Annotated in this window: 20 protein-coding genes and 2 pseudogenes; 10 read left to right on the top strand and 12 right to left on the bottom strand. The window is 70.1% G+C overall.

The window, feature by feature from the left end:
- Positions 1 to 472: 472 nt before the first annotated feature.
- Positions 473 to 1,282: a hypothetical protein gene (locus AB0I16_RS34645; protein ID WP_363253652.1), complete on the top strand. Its 810-nt coding sequence runs from the start codon at positions 473 to 475 to the stop codon at positions 1,280 to 1,282.
- A gap of 97 nt (positions 1,283 to 1,379) precedes the next feature.
- On the opposite strand, the gene AB0I16_RS34640 is transcribed toward AB0I16_RS34645, so the two are convergent.
- The 4 genes from AB0I16_RS34640 to AB0I16_RS34625 all read right to left on the bottom strand — a co-directional run bounded on the left by AB0I16_RS34640 (position 1,380) and on the right by AB0I16_RS34625 (position 4,358).
- On the bottom strand, positions 1,380 to 2,630 hold the full coding sequence (locus AB0I16_RS34640) for an FAD-dependent oxidoreductase (RefSeq protein ID WP_363253651.1): 1,251 nt from the start codon (positions 2,628 to 2,630) through the stop codon (positions 1,380 to 1,382).
- Positions 2,627 to 2,824, bottom strand: a complete 198-nt coding sequence (locus tag AB0I16_RS34635; RefSeq protein ID WP_363253650.1) for a ferredoxin — start codon at positions 2,822 to 2,824, stop codon at positions 2,627 to 2,629. Before AB0I16_RS34635 ends, AB0I16_RS34640 begins: the two co-directional genes overlap by 4 nt.
- A 62-nt stretch (positions 2,825 to 2,886) precedes the next feature.
- Positions 2,887 to 3,810, bottom strand: coding sequence for a pyridoxamine 5'-phosphate oxidase family protein (locus tag AB0I16_RS34630; protein WP_363253649.1), 924 nt, complete (start codon positions 3,808 to 3,810; stop codon positions 2,887 to 2,889).
- A 92-nt stretch (positions 3,811 to 3,902) separates the two neighbouring features.
- The gene (locus AB0I16_RS34625; protein ID WP_363253648.1) at positions 3,903 to 4,358 is read right to left on the bottom strand and encodes a VOC family protein; all 456 of its coding nucleotides are present in this window, start codon (positions 4,356 to 4,358) and stop codon (positions 3,903 to 3,905) included.
- A gap of 158 nt (positions 4,359 to 4,516) precedes the next feature.
- On the opposite strand from AB0I16_RS34625, the gene AB0I16_RS34620 reads away from it, so the two are divergent.
- From AB0I16_RS34620 to AB0I16_RS34600, 5 genes are all read left to right on the top strand, one after another.
- Positions 4,517 to 5,089 (top strand): CGNR zinc finger domain-containing protein, encoded by a 573-nt coding sequence (locus tag AB0I16_RS34620; RefSeq protein ID WP_363253647.1) that lies wholly within the window; start codon positions 4,517 to 4,519, stop codon positions 5,087 to 5,089.
- A 764-nt stretch (positions 5,090 to 5,853) separates the two neighbouring features.
- Entirely contained in the window at positions 5,854 to 6,486 is a 633-nt protein-coding gene (locus AB0I16_RS34615) for an RNA polymerase sigma factor (RefSeq protein WP_363253646.1), read from the top strand.
- Positions 6,479 to 7,450 carry a CU044_5270 family protein gene (locus AB0I16_RS34610; protein ID WP_363253645.1) on the top strand — a complete coding sequence of 324 codons (972 nt, stop codon included), beginning with the start codon at positions 6,479 to 6,481 and terminating at the stop codon, positions 7,448 to 7,450. The genes AB0I16_RS34615 and AB0I16_RS34610 overlap by 8 nt, the downstream gene beginning before the upstream one ends.
- 266 nt (positions 7,451 to 7,716) lie before the next feature.
- A complete protein-coding gene (locus tag AB0I16_RS34605) occupies positions 7,717 to 8,259 on the top strand; it encodes a hypothetical protein (protein WP_363253644.1) in 543 nt (180 codons plus the stop codon).
- Positions 8,260 to 8,262: 3 nt separating this feature from the next.
- Complete coding sequence (locus AB0I16_RS34600) at positions 8,263 to 8,697, top strand: AAA family ATPase (RefSeq protein WP_363253643.1); 435 nt, start codon at positions 8,263 to 8,265, stop codon at positions 8,695 to 8,697.
- Positions 8,698 to 8,750: 53 nt separating this feature from the next.
- Here AB0I16_RS34600 and AB0I16_RS34595 read toward each other — a convergent pair whose 3' ends face one another.
- From AB0I16_RS34595 to AB0I16_RS34575, 5 genes and pseudogenes are all read right to left on the bottom strand, one after another.
- Complete coding sequence (locus AB0I16_RS34595) at positions 8,751 to 9,212, bottom strand: ester cyclase (protein WP_363253642.1); 462 nt, start codon at positions 9,210 to 9,212, stop codon at positions 8,751 to 8,753.
- A gap of 22 nt (positions 9,213 to 9,234) precedes the next feature.
- Positions 9,235 to 9,806, bottom strand: a pseudogene (locus AB0I16_RS34590) (IS5 family transposase).
- 65 nt (positions 9,807 to 9,871) lie between these two features.
- Positions 9,872 to 10,654, bottom strand: coding sequence for a hypothetical protein (locus AB0I16_RS34585; RefSeq protein ID WP_363253641.1), 783 nt, complete (start codon positions 10,652 to 10,654; stop codon positions 9,872 to 9,874).
- A 160-nt stretch (positions 10,655 to 10,814) separates the two neighbouring features.
- Positions 10,815 to 11,123, bottom strand: a complete 309-nt coding sequence (locus AB0I16_RS34580) for a hypothetical protein (protein WP_363253640.1) — start codon at positions 11,121 to 11,123, stop codon at positions 10,815 to 10,817.
- Between the two features lie 121 nt (positions 11,124 to 11,244).
- Positions 11,245 to 11,937, bottom strand: coding sequence for a hypothetical protein (locus tag AB0I16_RS34575; protein WP_363253639.1), 693 nt, complete (start codon positions 11,935 to 11,937; stop codon positions 11,245 to 11,247).
- Positions 11,938 to 12,477: 540 nt separating this feature from the next.
- Between AB0I16_RS34575 and AB0I16_RS34570 the strand changes: the two genes are divergently transcribed.
- Positions 12,478 to 12,708 carry a hypothetical protein gene (locus tag AB0I16_RS34570; protein ID WP_363253638.1) on the top strand — a complete coding sequence of 77 codons (231 nt, stop codon included), beginning with the start codon at positions 12,478 to 12,480 and terminating at the stop codon, positions 12,706 to 12,708.
- A 137-nt stretch (positions 12,709 to 12,845) separates the two neighbouring features.
- Complete coding sequence (locus AB0I16_RS34565) at positions 12,846 to 13,433, top strand: hypothetical protein (protein ID WP_363253637.1); 588 nt, start codon at positions 12,846 to 12,848, stop codon at positions 13,431 to 13,433.
- 130 nt (positions 13,434 to 13,563) lie between these two features.
- Here the strand turns inward: AB0I16_RS34565 and AB0I16_RS34560 are convergent, their stop codons facing one another.
- Entirely contained in the window at positions 13,564 to 13,776 is a 213-nt protein-coding gene (locus AB0I16_RS34560) for a hypothetical protein (protein WP_363253662.1), read from the bottom strand.
- On the opposite strand from AB0I16_RS34560, the gene AB0I16_RS34555 reads away from it, so the two are divergent.
- Both AB0I16_RS34555 and AB0I16_RS34550 read left to right on the top strand, forming a co-directional pair.
- Entirely contained in the window at positions 13,676 to 14,326 is a 651-nt protein-coding gene (locus AB0I16_RS34555; protein ID WP_363253661.1) for a DUF402 domain-containing protein, read from the top strand. The two genes, AB0I16_RS34560 and AB0I16_RS34555, sit on opposite strands and share 101 nt — an antisense overlap.
- A gap of 81 nt (positions 14,327 to 14,407) precedes the next feature.
- The gene (locus AB0I16_RS34550) at positions 14,408 to 15,271 is read left to right on the top strand and encodes an alpha/beta fold hydrolase (RefSeq protein ID WP_363253636.1); all 864 of its coding nucleotides are present in this window, start codon (positions 14,408 to 14,410) and stop codon (positions 15,269 to 15,271) included.
- 148 nt (positions 15,272 to 15,419) lie between these two features.
- On the opposite strand, the gene AB0I16_RS34545 is transcribed toward AB0I16_RS34550, so the two are convergent.
- Positions 15,420 to 17,957 carry a Helicase associated domain protein gene (locus AB0I16_RS34545; RefSeq protein ID WP_363253635.1) on the bottom strand — a complete coding sequence of 846 codons (2,538 nt, stop codon included), beginning with the start codon at positions 17,955 to 17,957 and terminating at the stop codon, positions 15,420 to 15,422.
- A 796-nt stretch (positions 17,958 to 18,753) separates the two neighbouring features.
- Positions 18,754 to 18,849 (bottom strand): annotated as a pseudogene (locus AB0I16_RS34540) (LCP family protein); the annotation flags it as partial.

Raw genomic sequence — 18,849 nt, 5'->3', positions numbered from 1 at the left:
GACCGCGTTTGCCCTTGACCACGGCAGCTACCGGCTCGGTTAGACCGCGGACAAGGGGGTCGGTTGCACGCTGCTCCCTCGAGTCCCCGCCCATCAGGGCGGCCCGAAGCGAAGGAGCCACTGCGATGACCACGCACCGACCCCCGGCAGGCGCCCGGTGCGCCCGCCCCGGCCACGGGCCCGACCAGCAGCGGGCAAGCAGACCCGGCCTCCTGCGGTGCGCACTTGGGAGGCCGCTGTGGAACCCACTTTGGTGCCCGGCACCGAGCCGGACGGAGAAAGCCCAGTTCAGCACGCAGATACGGCCGCACGCCGCGTTGTCACAACCCTCTTATCTACTCCTGAACTTCTGGGTGATGTCCGTAGAGGAGGAGAGCATCGGGTTCGGGGGCCGGGTGCCCTTGGCGGCCGGGCGCGGCCGGCGCTCGGCAAGTTGCCGCGCGTGCCAGATGACGGGGAAGGAGCGCAGCTGATGGCGGGGAAGCGTGAGGAGAACCCGGCGGGGTCGTCGAACAACCTGCGCGGTGACGTGCTGCGCGTGCTCGGAGTGCTGAAGGTCGCCACAGTCGAACAGATCCAGCAGATCTCAGCCCCACACATGAGCTACCGGCACACCGACAAGGAGAAGCCCTCGGAGCGGAAGCAGGCCCGCACCGCCTCGCACCTCGGGGCGCTGTCCGATCTGCGCAAGCACGGCCTGGCGGAGAACGGCGGGAAGCTCTCGGGCGGGGACACGCTGCGCAACCTCACCCCGATGGGATTGAAGGCCGCTGCTCGCGAGCTGGGGCGGCCGGTGGGGGAGATGGGCGACCCGGCCCGCGGCGCGGGCCGCACGGGCGCCTCGCACCCGATGACGGTCAACGAAGCCGTACTCGCCCTGCTGCGCCCGAAGCCGGACCTGTCCGAGCTCGCCAGCGAGCCGGCCGACGTCTTCGCCGCCGCGCAGGCCGCCTTCGACGCGCCCGCCGGGTTGGGCACCATCGCCTCCTACGCGACCGAGGTGGCGCTGCCCGCGACGGGCACCTGGGCCGACCCGGGCAAGGGCGGCGCCCAGGCAGACATCGTCATCACCGCCCCCCGAGGACGGGGTGCGGCTGCTGTTCGTGGAGATCGACAACTGCTTCGAGTCCGCGCAGATCCTCGCCGCGAAGATCGACAAGTACATGCGGTTTGGCCAGCGGAAGGTGAAGACACCGGCGGCAAGGAGCGGCCGATGTGGCGCACCCGCTGGTGGGTGCCCGAAGGCCGCCACAGCGGCCGCACCCGCCGCTGCTGCTCGTAATCAACCGGATCGGCCCGCGCAACCCGGGCACCGTCATGCCTGGTGACGATTGGACGGCGGCAACCTACGAGGCCGGCCTGCGGACGGCGGCCGGCCCTCAGGCGGTGGCCGGCGCCCCCGCCTCCACCGCGGGAGCCAGGCGCTCCTGGAGCGCACGGCGGTACGACGCGAGTCGGCCCGTCCGTCCGACGGTCAGCGCGCCGACCAGCCGGCCCGCACGGTGGTAGCTGACCTCCAGCCGTCGGCCCGTCAGGTCGTACTCCACTATCCGCGCTTCGTCCGAGGCGGACGGCAGGCCCACCGAGCGGATCTTCGCGCCGTGCAGGTCCGACCAGAAGGACGGCACGGACAGGAACGGCGTGGGCGTCCTTTCGTGTTCCCGCTCGGCGAGGAGCGTCTCGGCGGCGGCCGTGCCCTGCTCGACGGCGTTGGTCCAGTGGCCGAGCGCCAGGGGCTGGCCGTCGGCCAGCGGCTGGGGCACGCGGGCCACGTCGCCGGCCGCCACCACGCCCGGCACGACCGAACCGTCGGCCCGCAGGACGCGCAGACAGGGATTGCAGAGGACGCCGCCGTCATGGACGACGCCGGACTGGGCCAGCCAGCCGGTCGCGGGTACTCCGCCGAGCGCCAGGACGGCCAGATCCGCCCGGACGGTGGTGCCGTCGGAGAGGCGGACACCGGCGAGGCATCCGCCGGGCCCGGGCAGGAAGCCCTCGACCGCGGTACTGGTTCGCACCGTGATGCCGGCCTCGCGGTGGAGGGCGGCGACGTAGGCGCCTGCGGTGGTGCCGATGGCCTGTTCGAGGGGCTGGGGCGCCGCCTCGACGAGTGTGACGTCCAGTCCGCGCTCCCGCGCGGCCGCGGCGATCTCGCTTCCGAGGAAGCCGGCGCCGATGACGACGAGCCGCTCCGCCGCGGCCAGGCCGGCCCGCAGGGCCAGCGCGTCGTCCCGGCCGCGCAGGGTGAAGACACCGGCCGGCAGCGGGGGTCGGGAGACGGGCCAGCGGCGGGCGGTCGATCCGGTGGCGATGAGTAGTCCGGCGTAGGACAGCCGTGCGCCGTCGGAGAGGGTGAGGGTCCTCGCGGCGGGGTCCAGCCTCACCGCCGCCCGGCCGAGCAGCCACCGGGCCTCCAGCCCGCCCGGCACGGGCAGTTCGACGCCGGGCGGTCGGCCGGTGTCAGTCAGGACGCGCTTGGACAGCGGTGGCCGGTCGTACGGCATGTGCGGTTCGTCGCCCACAAGGGTCAGGGCGCCGGTGAAACCCCGCTCGCGTAGAGTCTGCGCGGCCCGCAGTCCGGCGAGCGAGGCGCCGACGATCACCAGTCCGTGCCGGTCGAAGGCGGTCACGAGGCGGCCGGCAGGACGGTGATGGCGCGTACCGGGCAGGCCGCTGCGGCCTTCTGGGCCCTGTCGAGCAGCGCGTCGGACGGGGCGGCCTCGTACACGAGGTAGTCGTCGTCGTCGAAGGAGAAGATCTCCGGCGCCGCGAAGACACACTGCCCGTGGCTCTCGCACAGGTTCATGTCCACGGTGATCTGCATGGTCGCTCCGTAGGGATGCCGTGATCGGTGTCGGTGTGTGCGGTGTGCGGTGGGCCCGTAGGTCAGGCGACCGCGGGGTTGAAGCGCGAGTAGTCGGGGCTGCTCCACCGCAGCGGTGAGGCGGCGGTGATCTCCCGTACGGCTTCGACGGAGAACTCGACCAGGCGCTGCGCACCGGGCACCTTGGAGATCTCGCCGGCGTCCCACACGGTGTGCGCGGTGCCGGACAGGTGCAGGGTGGTCCCCGTTTCCCAGTCCGGGACGAGGATGCCGGCCGACGAGTTGAGCAGCAGGTTGCCCAGGGTCAGGAACATGGCGTTGCCGACGTAGTCGGGCCAGCGCAGCAGGGTGGGGGAGAGGACCTGGACGAAGCCGGGATTGCCGCCACGGTGTGAGGCGTCCGCGTCGCCGCGGTCGGAGACGGTGGCGACGAAGAAGGTGTCGGCCGTGCGCACCGCCCGCTGCTGGGCCGGGCTCAACTCGGAGCCGTCGGTGGCGACGGGGGCCGCGTCCCCGTTCCCGTCCCCGCCGTGACCGATCCTGCGGTGGTTCCTCTTCTGGAGGTACTTCGGGCAGTTCGCGATGACCTGGTCGAGGTCGACGCGCAGGCCGTCGTCCTGCCGGTGGGCCCGGCCGTTGATGCGCATCCGGCGCCGGGTGGCCGGCTCGATGGCGATCATCCCGATCCGGGCGGCCGGTCCGCCGGTCAGGACTTCGGCCAGCGGATCGTCCGGCAGGGGCAGGGCGTCGACCACCAAGGTGCGGGGGTCGGGAACCTTGAGGAATCCCGGCTCGCCCGTCAACTGGCTGGCCCAGACGCGGCCTTCCGGGTCGGTGCTGCCCAGCACGATCAGCGGCTGCGCGGCGAGGAAGTCCCTCGCCACGGGCGGAATGCTCGCGCCGATGCCGCCCAGCGAGAAGTCCGCCTGCTGAGCTAGGCCGGCGCGCTGCTGCACCGCGATCTCGCCGTTGTGATACGTGGCCACGGCAGGTCCTTTCGAGCGTGCGGTTGCGTTCGAGGGCTGTCCGGGTGCCGGGAACCGGTACGGGCCCGGTACCCGGACAGACGAGGGGCTTCCTAGAAGAACCCGCAGGTGGGGGCGCCGGGGGTCGGGGCGTCGGCCGGGTCGGCACCGGTGGGCGCGTAGATCTCCAGCCGGATGCCGTCGGGGTCGGTGAAGAAGATGCCGCCGGACGTGCCGTTCTCGCCGTGGGGGACGACGCCGTCGTAATTGAACTCGGCACCCAGCTCACGCAGCACCTGCTCGGTGGCCTTCACCTCGTCGACGCTCTCCACCTGGAACGACAGGTGGTGCAGACCCGGCCGGCCGGCCGGGAACGAGCCCGTGCTCTGCTGCCACAGCGCCACCAGCATCCGGTTGTCCCGGCCGAGGAACGCCCAGCGACGGTCGTCCTCCTTGCCCTCCGCCACCACTTCGAAGTCGAAGACGGCGCGGTAGAAGGCGAGGGAACGGTCGAGGTCGGTGACGTTCACTCCCACGTGACCGGTCTGCAGGGTCTTCGCCTTGGTCATGGTTCATCACATGCCTTCACTCGTCGTCGCAAGCCCGTCTTGCAACCGTTGAAATGGACTTTAGGGGTTAGAAACGTGGAGCGTCAACCGTTAATCAACAGATGAACGGTTACGATGGTGGGGTGAACCCGCGCACCACGGAGGAAGGACGTCGCACCGTGCCACCGACTCCGGGGGCCGACCCTCGCCCACTGACCGACGAGCCGCTCAGCGTCGACCTGCTCAACACACGCTGGATCGACGCCGGCGGTTACCACGACCTGCTGGACTCGCTCGACGGACTGGCGACCTGGCTCGCCGCCCCCCTGGTGCGCCAGGCGCTCGGTGACCCGCCGGCCACGGCGGACCGCGACACCCTGGAACGGCTGCTCCAGGCACGCACGGCCCTCGACAAGGCCGTCGTGAACCCCCACAACCCCGATCCCGACGCGGTCGAGGCCCTCAACGCCGTGCTCGCGCACGGCCGCAGGGGACACCTACTGCGCCCCGACGGACCCGACACCTTCGTCGAAGTGCGGACCCCCTCCTGGCTGCCCGCGTGGCGGGCGGCCGAGGACTACCTGCGGCTGCTCGCGGAACGGCCCGAACGGATCCGGCCGTGCGGCAACCCCGAGTGCGTCCTGCGCTTCTACGACGTCTCCAAGAACGGCACCCGCCGCTGGTGCTCGATGGCCGGCTGCGGGAACCGCGTGAAGGCACAGCGTCACTACGCACGCCGAAAGAGCGCCTGACCACCAGGACCAGGCGAGCCCGGCGGACCCTGGCCGGCCCGAGACCCGTGTCCGCGGTCGTGCCCCGGACCACAGGGAGCAAGCCGGCGCCCTCACACGCACCGGCGGCTGGCCCGAGGTTCCACTGGGTCACGCGATGACCACCGCCCGCGGTGAGGTGAGAACGCACCTCACAGACCGAGACGAGCAGGACGGGGCATCGCGTGGCGGCGGCCCGCTGCTCGCCGCAAGCGCCGCTCGCGCTCCCGGGGGAAGGGCGGTAATGGACGGTCCCGCCACTGGGGGTGGTGGCGGGACCGTCGTGCCCGGAAGGGGGGCCGAGCTGCCTGATGTGCTGATGCCCTGAAGTGGTATGCCCGCATGCGGCGGCGTCCGCCGGCCGTCGGCTCCCTGCGCCGGGCGGCGTCGCCCTCTGGGCCCGCTGCCGGATCGGGCTGAGGTGCTCGGGTGCGGCGACGGGCTCCGGGCTCGACCCACCCGGGGCGAGTCGCGGCCGGGTCGGGTGGCTGCGGCCGCGATAGCGAAGCGCGTGGTGCGGAGTTGGAGGTCCGGGCCCGGTGTACTTCGGTCCGCCCACAGCCCAGTCGATGCTGCTGGGGTTGACCACGAGCTGACCGTGGGCGAGACGGACGCACGGCGTGAGGGTGTGGCCGCAGAGCACGGAGTCGCCGTGGGGGTCTGATGGAACCGCTTCGGGGCGACGGGCGAAGGACAGGTGAAAGCCCACGTATTCGAGCATCGTCCCCTGGACGAGAGGAGCCCCGATGACCGTCGGACCAGGCGTCCGCATCGGCACCGTGCGTGCCGATGCGGAGAGCGACGCCTCAGTGATCGCGCGGTCCCGGGATGAGCCCGAGGCGTTCGCCGCGCTCTTCGACCGGCACGCCGACTCCGTGCACCGCTATGCGGCCCGCCGCCTCGGCGGCGAGGCCGCCGATGACCTCGTGGCGGAGACCTTCACCACCGCATTCCAGCAGCGGCATCGCTACGACCCGGCCCGCGGCGCGGGCGCCGACGCCCGGCCCTGGCTGTTTGGCATAGCCACCAACCTGGTCGGACGGCATCGGCGGGCTGAGGCCCGCCGGTTCAAGGCCATGGCCCGGGTCCCGGCCCTCGCCGACCACGACGAGCCGCTGGCCGACCGGACTGCGGACCGGGTGGCGGCGCGGGCCGTACGCCGTGAGCTGGCCGCGGCGCTGGCTGCCCTGCCCGCTCGGCACCGGGACGTGCTTCTGCTGGTGGCCTGGGGGGACCTCGGCTACGAGGAGGCGGCCCAGGCCCTCGGCATCCCCGTGGGCACGGTCAGATCACGGCTGCACCGGGCTCGCACCAAGCTGCGCGAAGCATTGGGCGGATCCAATCCGACGGCACTGCGAGAGGCATCCGACCATGAATGACGAACTCGAATTCCTGCGGGAGTGGGACGCGGACGCGGCCCCGCTCACCGGCCCCGCCCGGGACCGGGCCCGGCACCGGCTGCTCAACGCGATGGCCCACGCGGACCAGCAGACCGGCATCAGCCCCGGGCGCCGCCATGTACTGCGCTTCGCCGTGGCGGCGGTGGTCGCCACGGCCGTTACGGGGACGGCGGTGCTGATCAGCACGGACGGCTCCGGCGAGGGCGGTGCGCCGGGCACGAGCACCCCGCGGGTGCGGATCGCCGCGGCGACGGTGCTGAACGGGGCGGCGGCGTGGGAACGCAGGCAGGAGAAGGAGCCGGTGGCGCCGCGCGACGACCAGTTCATCTACTCCAAGCGGATCATCAAGGAGACCGAGCAGAAGACCGGCAAGGTCAAGACCTACACCGACGAGATGTGGGACTCGGTGGACGTCTCCAAGCCCTCCTTGTCCATGGAACTGGGCCGCGAGATGTGGGAGGAGCCCGCGGGAAAGGGCGGCGGGGTGTGGCCGCCCCGGAAATGGAGCGAGCTGAAGAAGCTGCCCCAGGACCCGGACAAGCTCATCTTGGCCATCATCTCCCTCGGCTCCCGCACCGACGACCGGTCGGTCAGCGATCTCGACAAGCTTGAGCGGTTCGAGGCCTACTGGCTGCTCGGCGAACTCCTGAAGAACCCGGTACTGCCCCAGGGGCTGCGCCCTGCGGCGTACGAGGCGCTGGCCCTTGTGCCCGGCGTCAGGACGATCCCGGGAGTGAAGGACTCCGCCGGACGGACCGGGGTGGGGATCGCCCATACCGAGCGCGGGTCCCACAGAGACAAGTACCTGATCTTCGACCCGGCGTCGTATGAATTCCTGGGCTTCCGCGACGAGCGGATCTCGGCTTCCGGGAGTAAGAAGTACATCCAGCTGTCGCACGTGGCGGACTGGGGGATCGTCGACCGGGTGAGGCAGCGCCCGTAGTCGCCGGCCCGCGGCCGGAACCCGCAGGGGGCGTCGGTACCGGCCGATGGTCGCCGACGGCCCAGTGACGGCGGCCGGCGCGGGGAAGCGTTGGCCCGCACGCCGATGTCCCGCTGCGCGGCCATGGCAGTACCGAGCCGACGTCTCTGGCCGACTGACCAGAAACGTCGATCCCCTGACCCGCACCGACAGGCCATCCAACCTCCCTTGTCAGGAGCCGACACACAGCTTCCTGGCAGGAATGGCAGGTGCGTACACTCCCGCGCATGGAGGGGTGGCAGTTCTGGTGGGGCATCGCGGCCTTCTTTCTCGGCGGCCTGGCGACGCAACTGAACGGATGGCTCGCCTACCGGCGGCAGCGGAAGGACAAGGCCGACGACGCCGCGGATGCGCTCACGCAGCGGAGCGAGGAATTCGAGCTCCAGCACCTGATGGAGGTCAATCAGCTGCTGCGTGAGGCGGTGGAAGAACTGATCGACTACTCACATGCCGTTCACCGCTACGTGCACCTGAGGGACACGAACAGCGTCGACGAGTCAGCGGAAGAACGGCGGGAGCAGGCCGGACAAGCGTCTCAGACTGCCCTCGCCAATGCGGCCGCCCAGGTCGGTTTCATCCTCGCCGACAGCGTCAGGGAAGCAGCCGATGCAGTGATGAACCACATCGCCCGCGCCAACACGCTGCTCCACGGCAATGGGTCTCTCGACGTGATGGCCTTGTCGCGTGTCGCTGACCTGGTGCATGAACGGATCGGGGCCCGGGTCCGCGAGATCTACGCCAGCCGCACGGGGGCGCAGCGGCGGCCCTGACTCATGCCCAGCCGCGCCAGCCGCGAGATCGGCGGGGACGCGGGTGACCAGTCCGTCGCACCGGCCGCCGTGGAGCGGCAAAACGCCTTGCTTAAGCGGTACTTGAGCGCGGGGATGACGGTCTATCTCGACAGCACCAACGTCGAGCCCCACGTCAGACTGGGGCTCGTGGAGCGCGCACGGCGACATGGCAGGCCTGCCATGGCTCTGCGCTTCCTGCCCGATCTCTCTGTCTGCCTGGACCGCAACGGGCTGCGGCCGGCCAACCGGCGCGTACCCGAGGACATCGTGCGGCGGCAGCATCGACACCCGCTACCTCGACCTCGACCTCGACGCCGCCGTCGCCCAGCTCCACGCCGAGGGCCACGACATCAAGGACGAGGACGTCGCCCGCCCCTCTCCCCGCGGTCTGCGGCCCTTCCGCGACCCCGCTGTTGACGCCGACCATGACGAGGAGGGCTGACTCACTGCCGGGGCTCGGTCTGGCCGGTTCAGTGGCGGGCGGGGCCGTTGGGGCCGGAGACAGCACCGAGCTGGGACAAGCCGTCGAGGATGTCGGTGCAGGTCCAGTACTCGACGAACCGGCCGTCGCGGACGCGCAGGATGTCGTTGCCGCTGAAGGAGATCTTCGTGCCGACGGGCGCGGTGGCCTGGGGAATGCCACCGGTGTAGGTGGCGCTCATCGTCCAGCGGGCGGAGATCAGGTCGCCGTCGACGATCGGGCCGAGGTCGACGGTAATGGTGATGTCGCCGAAAGCGGCCATGGTCTGCTCGATCTCCGGCAGCAGGCGCTCGGGGCCGGTGACGGCCTCGGAGTCGCTGCCGTCCGGGCGGGCCTGGTGAACGACGAAGCCCGGGTCGAGGATCTCGGCTGCGTGGGTGAAGTCGCCGCGCCACAGCTCGCTCCAGCGATGGTAGAGGGCGCGCAGCTGCTCGGGGGTGTGGCTGGTCATAGGTTCTCCCTGACTGATCGTTTCAGAATGAGGTTCGGAGTCGTCTCAAGCAGATGATGCTGCAGGCGAGTTGGAGCAGGCTGAGGTGGAGGTCGGCGCGTATGTCGCGGCCGCCCGCGGACCCCGCGGATGTGGGGTAGCGCGTCCAGCAAGGGCGTCAGCTGAGTGACGTCGTGACGGTTTCCGCTGGTCAGCGAGACAGCGAGCGGTGTGCCGTGGCGGTCGGTGATCAGGTGGCGCTTGCTGCCCGGACGCCCGCGGTCGACCGGCGAAGGTCCGGCGTGAGCCCCCCTTTGAGGGCCCGGACACGGGAGCCGTCGATGACCGCCTCGTCCATGTCCAGCAGGCCCGCAGCCCTCAGCTCGGCCAGCAGTACCTCGTGCAGCTGCGGCCAGACTCCGGCCTCGGTCCAGTCCCGCAGACACCGCCAGGCCGTCACACCGCTGCAGCCAACCCGTTCAGCCGGGACGTCCCGCCAACTCACGCTCTTGCGCAGCACGTAAACGATGCCCCGCAACGCAGCACGGTCGGACGAGCCGGCAACAGCGGAGCCACACGTTCCCACAGGTCATCAGGCACAAGATCAGCAGACACCCAACAGATCCTGCCGACACAACACCCAACTGCCAAGCCTCACAGCGAACTTCATTCTGAAACGATCAGTTAGAGCGCGGGAGCGGCGTTCGACGCTGGGCAGCTCCTTGAGCGAGATGGAACGGGCGGCGGCGAGCGCTGCCAGGGGGGGCGCCGGCGTAGTCCTCGGCGGAGATGCGGTGGAGCTGCACGGTGAGCGGGCTGAAACCCTCGCCGTGGTTGCGCAACAGCGTTCCCCCTCCGAGGTCCTTGGCGATGCCCGCGGCCTCGTCGGTCAGCTCCCGCATCCCATCCCTGTCGCCCCGCCGGGCCACGGTGTAGGTGGCGGATTGGATGAGCGGTCCACGCGCGGCGGCGCCAGCTCGCCCTGTGTCGCGCAGGTCGGGGTGGTCGGCGGCGGACAGCGCGATCGACAGGGCCTCGTCATGCCATCCCGCTACTCGTGCGAGGACGCCGGCGAGTTGACGGGCGGACTCGGCGACCGTGAGGATGTCGCCGCCGGCCTCGGCCAACTGGCGGGTGCGGTCGGCGGCCATCCAGCCGAGCTGCTGCTCGTCCATCTTGATGAGCATGCGGGTGGCCAGCAGGTAGCTCTTGGCCAGGAGCCGGCAGTTTTGGGTTTCGCCGCGGCTGCCGGAAAGCGCGTGTCCGGAGCGGATTAGCCGGGGCAGCCGGACGGCGAACGGCGAGGGAGGCATAACGGCAGGCGTCGAAGTCGGCGAGTGTATGGGCGAAGTCCGCATCGGCGTCACGGCCGATGACGGGTCGGGGACGTTGCCGAGGCCGAGCATCGCATCCCGGATGTGGGCGACGAGCAGCTCGCCGAGAAGAGCCTCCTCCGCCGCCATGGCGGTCTTGTTTCCCAGGAGTGATGAGCCAGCGGCTGCGGCGGCCGTCGGCAGGCACGACGGCCCCCACGGTGTGCGCCATGGCGATGCTGTTCATCTGACGTCGCACACGCCGGAGGCCGGGCCCGCCAGGGACCCGGCCTCTCAGAAGGTGCCGCTCCTACCAGTAGGTGCGCGTGACCGCGTCAGGCAGCCGCCCCTGCCGCTCCTTCTCCATGAAGAGCACCGCCGCGATCTTCAGGAAGGCGGTCCGGACTCCCGGGTCCGGGTCGGGGTTCTGCACATTCCCGACCCTCTTGTCGAGCAGCGTGTCACCGAGAGGATCTCCCGCCGCCGTACAAGGACGGGCGATCACCCCTTCCGGGTCGATCAGGATGTTCCCGGTGATCCCCTCCACGGTCGTCCACGCGTAGACGCCCGCTCCGGTGTCCAGGGAAGCGATGATTTTGCAGCTGAAGGATGCTGTCATCACCGGAACCCTATCCCGTCGGCGGCGGGGCGTTCTCGTCCCAGACATGGCCCGCGTCCAGAGTCGCCTTGCGAGCCCGGCGGTAGTTCCGGTCGCCGTGCTCCCGCATCCAGCTGGACTCCTACAACTCGTGGGCCAGCAGGTCGAGGTCGCTGGGGTGCGGGTTTCCGTCCTGGAGCCGTTCCCAGGCCCTGGCAATATAGGGGCTGGAGTGGAACCGCTGCACGCCGTCGTCGAGTTGGTGCGTCTCGATGAACAGGTGCCGGTAGATCTGGTTGATGTCGGCGGCAGAGTAGCCGTGCGACGCGGCGGACTGGGCGACCCAGTCGAGCCGGGCGTCGGCGCGGATCGCGTCGTAGGCGTGGTCCGCCCACTCCATCCAGAAGTCCGTCTCGCTGCGGGGCCTGCGGAAGGACGTGCCACCGGACTGGAGTTCCCGCTCCGTGGCGACGGCGGTCCGCCGCCACCCCGTGAGGCCGCCGACACCGGAGAGGACGAGCTGCTGGACGAGTTCGTCGGCGGTGTCGGAGTACAGGTCGGAGAGGGCGTCGCAGCCCTGCTGGCGGAGCATGTTCTCGGCGCGGTAGAGCCGGTACGCGGGACGGACGGGCAGGTACTTGTCGACGAACCCGCCCGCGCCGCCGTTCTCGCCGGTGGCGGCGTCCTTCAGGTCCTTGAGGAACACGAACGGCGACTTGGCGACGTCGACGAAGGCATCCTTGAAGATGCCCGCGGCCTCGCCGACGCTGTCGACCCGGTCGTTGTCGGGGTCGTCCGGGGACAGACCGCTGGGGTCGGTAAGGGCGCTCGGCACGTTGTCGGCGTAGGCGTACGCGGAAGCTGTGCCGGTACTGGGAGTGGGGCCGGCTGCTGCCGAAGGACGCGGACAAGCGCACCGCGGACCGGGTCCGCTCAAGGCCGGACGCGATCGAGCACGTCGATCACGAGGAGCGGCTGTGGCGCCGGTTCTACCCGCCGACCGGCCGGGAGGGCCTGGTGCCTCCCGCGTTCGTGTTCGCGGACACTACCGAGACGAAGGTCGACAACACGGTTGCCGTGCTGGAGGAGGCCGACCGCCGCTACTGGGCGTCGCGCCGGTATGAGACCTACCACCGGGGGATTACCGCGAAGGACTACGGCCAGGCGGTGCCCGTCGTCGTCACCACCCTGGAGCAGCTGGCGGAGCACGGCGCGGACGCGGAGGTGTGGCGGCGGATGGGAGGGAAGGGCGAGCAGAAGCTGACGGCTGCGCTCGACAACCCTGACGGCGACGTCCTCTTCCGCGACCAGGAGGCCCGAGCCGAAGCGGCGGTGGAGCGGCGCCGGGCTGCTGAGCGGGAGGCGCAGCGCCCCCGTGTGCAAGCGGTGCGGGGCGAAGTTCACCGACCAGCGCTGGGAGGAGACCACCGCGCGCGGTGGCCCCTGGACGGCCGGGGACGCGTCCGTGTGCGGCACCTGCCACGCCGACGACGTCGCCCGAAAGGAAGCCGCCGCCGAAGCCGCCCGCCTTCAGGCCGCCCTGCCGCTGGAGCCGGACGACCCTGAGCCGGACAGGGGCCGCGGCTGGTTCCGTCGGCGGACCTGAGCCGGGCAAGCCGCCTCCGCGGGGCCGGGCGTGAGCGCGCCGCCCGGCGGGACGGCCCGGGAAGTTGCGGCACCACTGTGCGGGAGGAAACAGCCCGAGTCCGGCTGTACGCCGGTGCCAGGCCATAGACAGGTTTCATGAGATGCAGCAGAGAAGAGACCGTGCCCCAGGACCTGCCGGGCGACCTGTGGCACGCCCTGGTCCAGCTCCAGCACACCCACCCCGACGCGGTGGGCCGCGTTGGGCCGCTCGCCCGCCCGGCCGGGCTGCTGTCCTTCACCGCGGCCGCCGACACGATCCTCGCGGCCCGGGTGCAGCTGACCGGAGCGGGGACGATGCACGAGGTGAACGAGACGCTCCGCGCGATGACCGGCAACCTGCCTCGCGCCCATTTCACCGGCCCCGGCGTCGCCCTGGAGCTCACGCTCGGCAGACGGCAGGATCTCCCGATCCACACCGCGCACACCGTCGGGCTCACCTGGCTCTTCCATGACGCCACCTACACCATCAGCGACCGCGACGATGCCGCGAGCGGCTGCTGCTTCCACTGCGACGGGGACTGGGCGCGTCCGCTCCCTGTGGGAGCCGGCCCCCGGGGAAGCCTGACCGGGAGGGGGTGGGTAAGCCGCCCCGAACGGCGGCTTACCCACCCGGCCCCGGGCGCACTGAGGTGGTGCCCGCCCGGCTGGACGTCCCGGCCGGGCTCGCGAGGGAGGCGCCGGTGAAGACCTTCACGACGGGGGAGACGGCCGTTCGGCGCGACGTGCACCGCTCCGGGCAGGTGTGGAGCGAGCAAGCACTACGGGTCCTCGCCGACACCAGCGAGGCGCTGGTGACCGCCTGCGCGCCCGGTGCTCAGGCGCTGTGGCCGGCCCTGTACGCCAAGGCCCGCGCCGACGGCGACCGGTCGGTTCGTACGGAGGCGTTCGACACGATGGCGACGGGGGAGTGGGATCTCGCGCCCGGGGTGTGGCAGGAGACGGAGCTCCTGCTGTGGAAGCCGCCGACGGCGTGGTTCAGCATCAACGCCTTCTTCACCGCGGCCGGGCTGAGGAACTGGTACGTCAACTTCGAACACCCCACCCGCCGTAGCGAGGCGGGGTTCGACACCTTCGATCTGACCGTCGACCTCGTCATCGACCCCGACCTGACCAGCTGGCAGTGGAAGGACGAGGACGAGTACGCCCACGCTCTACGAACGCCTGGACCGCTTGGGCGTTGCCCTTACGCAAGCCGAGTAGATCATTGCTCCGGGAGCCAGATCACGATCGGGCTTCATCGGGCGGGCTGTCGTCGTCCGGGGAGTGCGAGCCCTCCTCACCGTCCTCGTCAGGCGGCTGGGCTTCGTCGTCGGCCGCAGCCCTTCAGTCCCTGTGCCAGGGCTTGGGCGGGTCGTACCCCGAACTACCAAGAGGTCCGGCCTTCATGCGCGCTCAGCCGGAAGACCACCCGGTCGGGCCCCCGGGTCCTTCCGTACGTTCGAGGACCGGCAGCAACACGACTCCCCACGACCGGTCGGCAATTCGATGGTGGAGCGTCGAGACGAGACGTACAGTCTCGATCATGCACTCGGTCCTCATCAATTGGCAGTCCCTGCGCATCCGTTCGGTGTCCCTGACTCGGTGCTGACCCGAGCATTCCGTCGGCACCTGGTCATCCGACTCCGCACCGTTCGTCTCAGGATGACAAGGATTCCTTCATGCGTACCACCGCACACCCCACCTTCGTCTTCGTTCCCGGAGGGTCCAGCAACGCCCGTGCCTGGGGGCCGCTGCAGAACGAGCTGGCCCTGCACGGATACCGTTCGTACGCCGTCGATCTGCCCGGCCACGGCGACCGCGCCAGCCACCCGGCCGCCTACTACGAGCAACCGCAGGACCTGGCGGCTCTGGCCGCGGCCTCCTCCGCAATGCAAGGCATCACGTTGCAGGACAATGTGCGCCATGTGGTGGACGTCCTGCACCGGCTCGCCCCGTCCGGGCCCCTAATCCTGGCGGGCAACAGCTTCGGCGGCCTTACCGTCACCGCCGTCGCGAACGCCGTGCCCGAACTCCTCGACCGCGTCGTCTACCTCTCCGCGGTCTGCCTCAGCGACCCAGCGATGGTCACCGAGGAGTGGGACGTACTCGACGACAACTTGCTGGATGCCGCAGCGGCACGCATCACCGTGCCGGGCACCGCACATCAGGGAGTGGTCCGGTTGAACTGGCGCGCCGCGCACGCCGACCCCGCGCTGTTCGCGCAACTCAAGACCGCCATCATGGCCGACTCCACCGACCACCAGTTCCGGATGCTGCTCGACTCCATGGACCCGGACGAGAACTACGCGGTGCTCGAAGAGGGCACGGTGGCCCGGGCCGCGCAATGGGGTGCGATCCCGCACACCTTCGTGCGCCTCACCAAAGACCTGAGCATCCCCCCGGCCGTCCAGGACTACATGATCCGCAAGGCAGACGAACTGACCCCGGAAAACCCGTTCGACGTCCGCACGCTGGCCGCATCACACGTTGGATACTTCAGTCGCCCGCACCTCTTCGCTGAGCTCTTGGCCGAGTTGGCTTAAGCGGCATCGATGTAACAGGGCCTACTAACGTCTTGCGCTCACGGGCGCCCTCCTCCCCTCACCCCCTAGGTCCGGGCCGAACCACCAGACAACAGCGGGCCGGGCAGAAGTCTCTGCTCGGTCCGCCGCCATATCGGATCACCCGCTCTTACGTCCATCGCATGTGGATGGTGGAGAGCTGTTCCACTCGCTCGGGTGTCAGGGTTGCGGCTCGGCTGCGCTGGTTGCTGATCCATGTTCCGAGCCGGAGCTCGTGCTCCTGCTGGTCTGCGCCGATGATCCGCTCGACGTGTTTTCTCGGTACGCGGAGGTGTCCTTCGCGCTGGTAGTACTGCTTGGCGGCCTCGTAGTTCATGGCCCACTTGTCGGCCTGTGTACGGCGCGGCTGAGGCTTCTCGTCCTCGGCCGCGGGTTCGATGCCGAGGACGTGTTCGCACATCCACTGCTGCACGGTCGTAAGCTGGTCCCATCCGAGCCGCTGCGCCTTCACCCACCGTCCGAGGTCCTCGCCTTGGCGCAGGACGTTGCCCGTCTTGGTGGGCAGCGTCTCGCCGGCGTCCAGGTGCATCCGTACGAGGTAGAAGCACCTCTGCCAGGTGACCGACCAGCTTGGGCACCAGGAGGCGTCGATGTCTTCCAGTTGCTCGCGCCGCGTCTCCGGCAGTGCCCCGGCCGACGACTCCACGGGCAGGCCTTCGGCACGCCGCTGCTCGTTCTCGGCGGCTTTGCGGGCGGCGGCCCGCGCGTTCTTCAGCCAGATGCCCACCCGGTAGCCCTGGTAGGTGGCGTCCAGCGGGGCCAGGAGGTGCCCGTGTTCGGCCGCCCACCCGCGCGCAGCGGACAGGCCCTCCTCCCACGCGACGTCGAAGTGGCTCCAGATCATGCCGAGCTTCTCCAGCTGCGCGACGCGGTCCTCATCCATGTCGCCGCGGGCGTAGAACCGGCGGGCGTCGGCGGTCCACTGCCCGAGCGGGAACCCGGCGAGCGGGGCTGGCCACCCCGCGCCTTCCGCCTCCTGCTTCTGGTCGTCGACGGCGGCGGGCACCCGGAACGTGAACGGCACCTTCAGGTTGCCGTGCAGTCGGTTGTAGATGACGGCGGCCTCGATGCCGCGTCGCCAGTGTGCGTGTTCGGGGTTGAGGACGCGCAGATTGATGAATGCGGCGAGGGTGGCGGGGTTGCGGGGGGTGGAAAACTTCAGCAGCTCTCGCGCCGGTTCTGACGGTCCAGAGTCGCTTCGGTCGCTCTGTGAGCCCTCATTCTCCGGTTCTCCGCTGCGTGTTTGTACGGCTCGCACACGGCTCTGTGCCTGCTGCTGCGCCAACTGCTCCACGACACGGGCGTCGTGCGCCCGCAGCGCCTCCAGCAGCTTCGCCAGCCCGCCGAACGCCCGGCTCGTGAGCATGTTGTCGGCCGTCTCGCCCGGCCCGAGCAGCACCGGTACCACGAGCGAGGCCACCTTGCCCTCGCCGGGCTGCATCCGCAGCGCCCGGCCGACGGCCTGGACGAGGTCGGGCATCGAGCCGCGTACGTCGGCCCAGTACACGGAGTCGCAGTTGTTGGTGTCGACGCCCTCACCAAGGACTTTCACCGAGCTGAGGTAGCACTTTTCCACGATGGTGCCGTCCGTGGCGATTCCGGCGGCGAACTCTCCGAGGGTCCGTCGCCGGTGGAGCGGTTTGTGGTTGCCGCACAGCCAGTGGGCCCAGATCGTCTTGGGGTACAGCTCGGGGTCGGATGCGTGCAGTTGGGCTGTGACATCGGGGAGCCCGGCCGCGAATGCCTCGGCTTCCTTCACCATGTGGTGGAAGACGAGCGTGCGCCGGAAGCCCTCCTCCGCGGACGCCTTCACCAGGGCGGTCTGCAGCGCGGCGAGCCGGGCCCCGCGGACCTCTGCCGAGCGGCCTTCGGCACCCAGGAGCTGCGCGGCCTGGAGCGCGGTGTCGGTGACGTCCACGCAGACGACCTGGTAGGGGGCACAGATTCCCCGGTCGATGGCCTCCGAGAGCGTCAGGGTGAAGCAACGGCTGCCGAAGGGGCCCTCGGGGTCGTCGTCCATGCTCGCGACCAGCTCGCCAGGGGCGCCGGCCTCGTCCTCGTCCCCGAGCTGCCAGAGCCGGGGCGTGGCCGTCATGTACAGGCGGCGCAGGGAGGGGATCTTCTGGTTGTCGTGGACGACCGCCCACGGCTTCCCGATCCGGCCCGAAACCCGGTGGGCTTCGTCCACGACGATCAGGTCCCAGGCTGCGAGGCCCGCGGCGTGGGCCCGCTCCAGGGTGCCCAGTCCGAGGCTGGCGTACGTGGCGTACACGGTGACCTTCTCCAGGCCCCGCGTCCACTCCACCAGCTCGTCCACGTCCGTGGTGTTGGGGAAGCTCGTCTCCTCACTCCGCAGCGAGGACACCCCGATCATCGGTCCCCTACGGCCCCCGTCCCGCCAGGCGGCTTCGGTCTGGGCGAGCAGGTCCAGCGAGGGCACGAGTACCAGTACCCGGCCCGCGTGGAGCTCCTGCGCACTGCGGGCCGCCACCCGGGTCTTCCCGGACCCGGTCGCCATGATCACCTGTGTCCGAAGCCCCCGTTCGGGCACAAGTGATCTTGCAGGCAATTCGAGGGCGCGCACGACCGCGTCGACGGCTTCTCGCTGGGCTGCCTCGCGCTGGTCAGCGCGGTTTGCGGGCGACATATATTTGTCTGCCTTCTCCTGGGGCTGGGCAGATTCGAGTGGCGGGAAGCGGTAAATCTCTACGCAGGAGCGCTGTAGAGACCCCGGTTGGACTGACGTGATCAGCTGGTGCCTTCTCCCCGCCCTGAGGACAGGAAGGGCCGCCGGGATGATCTCGATGCTCCTCCGAAGAGGCCGAGGGGCGTATGCTCCTAGTCCAGAGTCTATCTCCTTCTGAAAATGAAGCACAGAACCCGCGGACGTTGAAATGGTGTCCCGCACGCGCCGTGCAGCCGTGATGCGTGAGTAGCTGTACTCAGGCGTGAAGGCCCTCCCCACGCCACACTGTCCCCGTCATGGCAGACGAACGGGAGGGGCGGAACATGAGAAGAGCAACCAAAGCCTTAACAGTGGCCGCACTGACGGCAGCTGGGATCGCCGGGGGAGGACTCGCCCCTGCTGCGGCCCTAGGAGGTCTTCTTCCACATCCTGGGCCTGACGGTCTGGTGTGGGTGGAGGAGAACACCGGAGATGGGGGAGTCGCATCCGGGGGAGCCTGGAGGGGACTGCCGACCGTACTCACAGTGGCCTGCGAGGGAGGCGGCAGTGCAGCGGCAACGATGGAATCCCAGCAGCTCCGGATAGCCGAGTTCACGGTGGACTGCCCGGCCGGTGAAGCAGGGGTGGGGTCTGTGACGCTCCCCCCGGGGACCGTTGAGGGCTCTTTCACGGTAGTCATCGACACCTCGACCGAGAACACCCGCTGGGCCCTGACAGTGACCCAGCCCGAGACCACCCCGTAGCAGCCCGGGCCGAAGACACCGTCCACCGCGGACGAGAGCGTCTTGACCGCGTTGAAGTCGGCCACCATGAAGTGGTCGAGTTTTATCCCCGTGATCTCGGTGACCGTGCG

It is taken from the genome of Streptomyces sp. NPDC050703 (assembly GCF_040654435.1).
Lineage (GTDB): Bacteria > Actinomycetota > Actinomycetes > Streptomycetales > Streptomycetaceae > Streptomyces.
The sequence above is the reverse complement of the archived record's forward strand: the minus strand, read 5'-3'. Positions and strand labels throughout refer to the sequence as shown.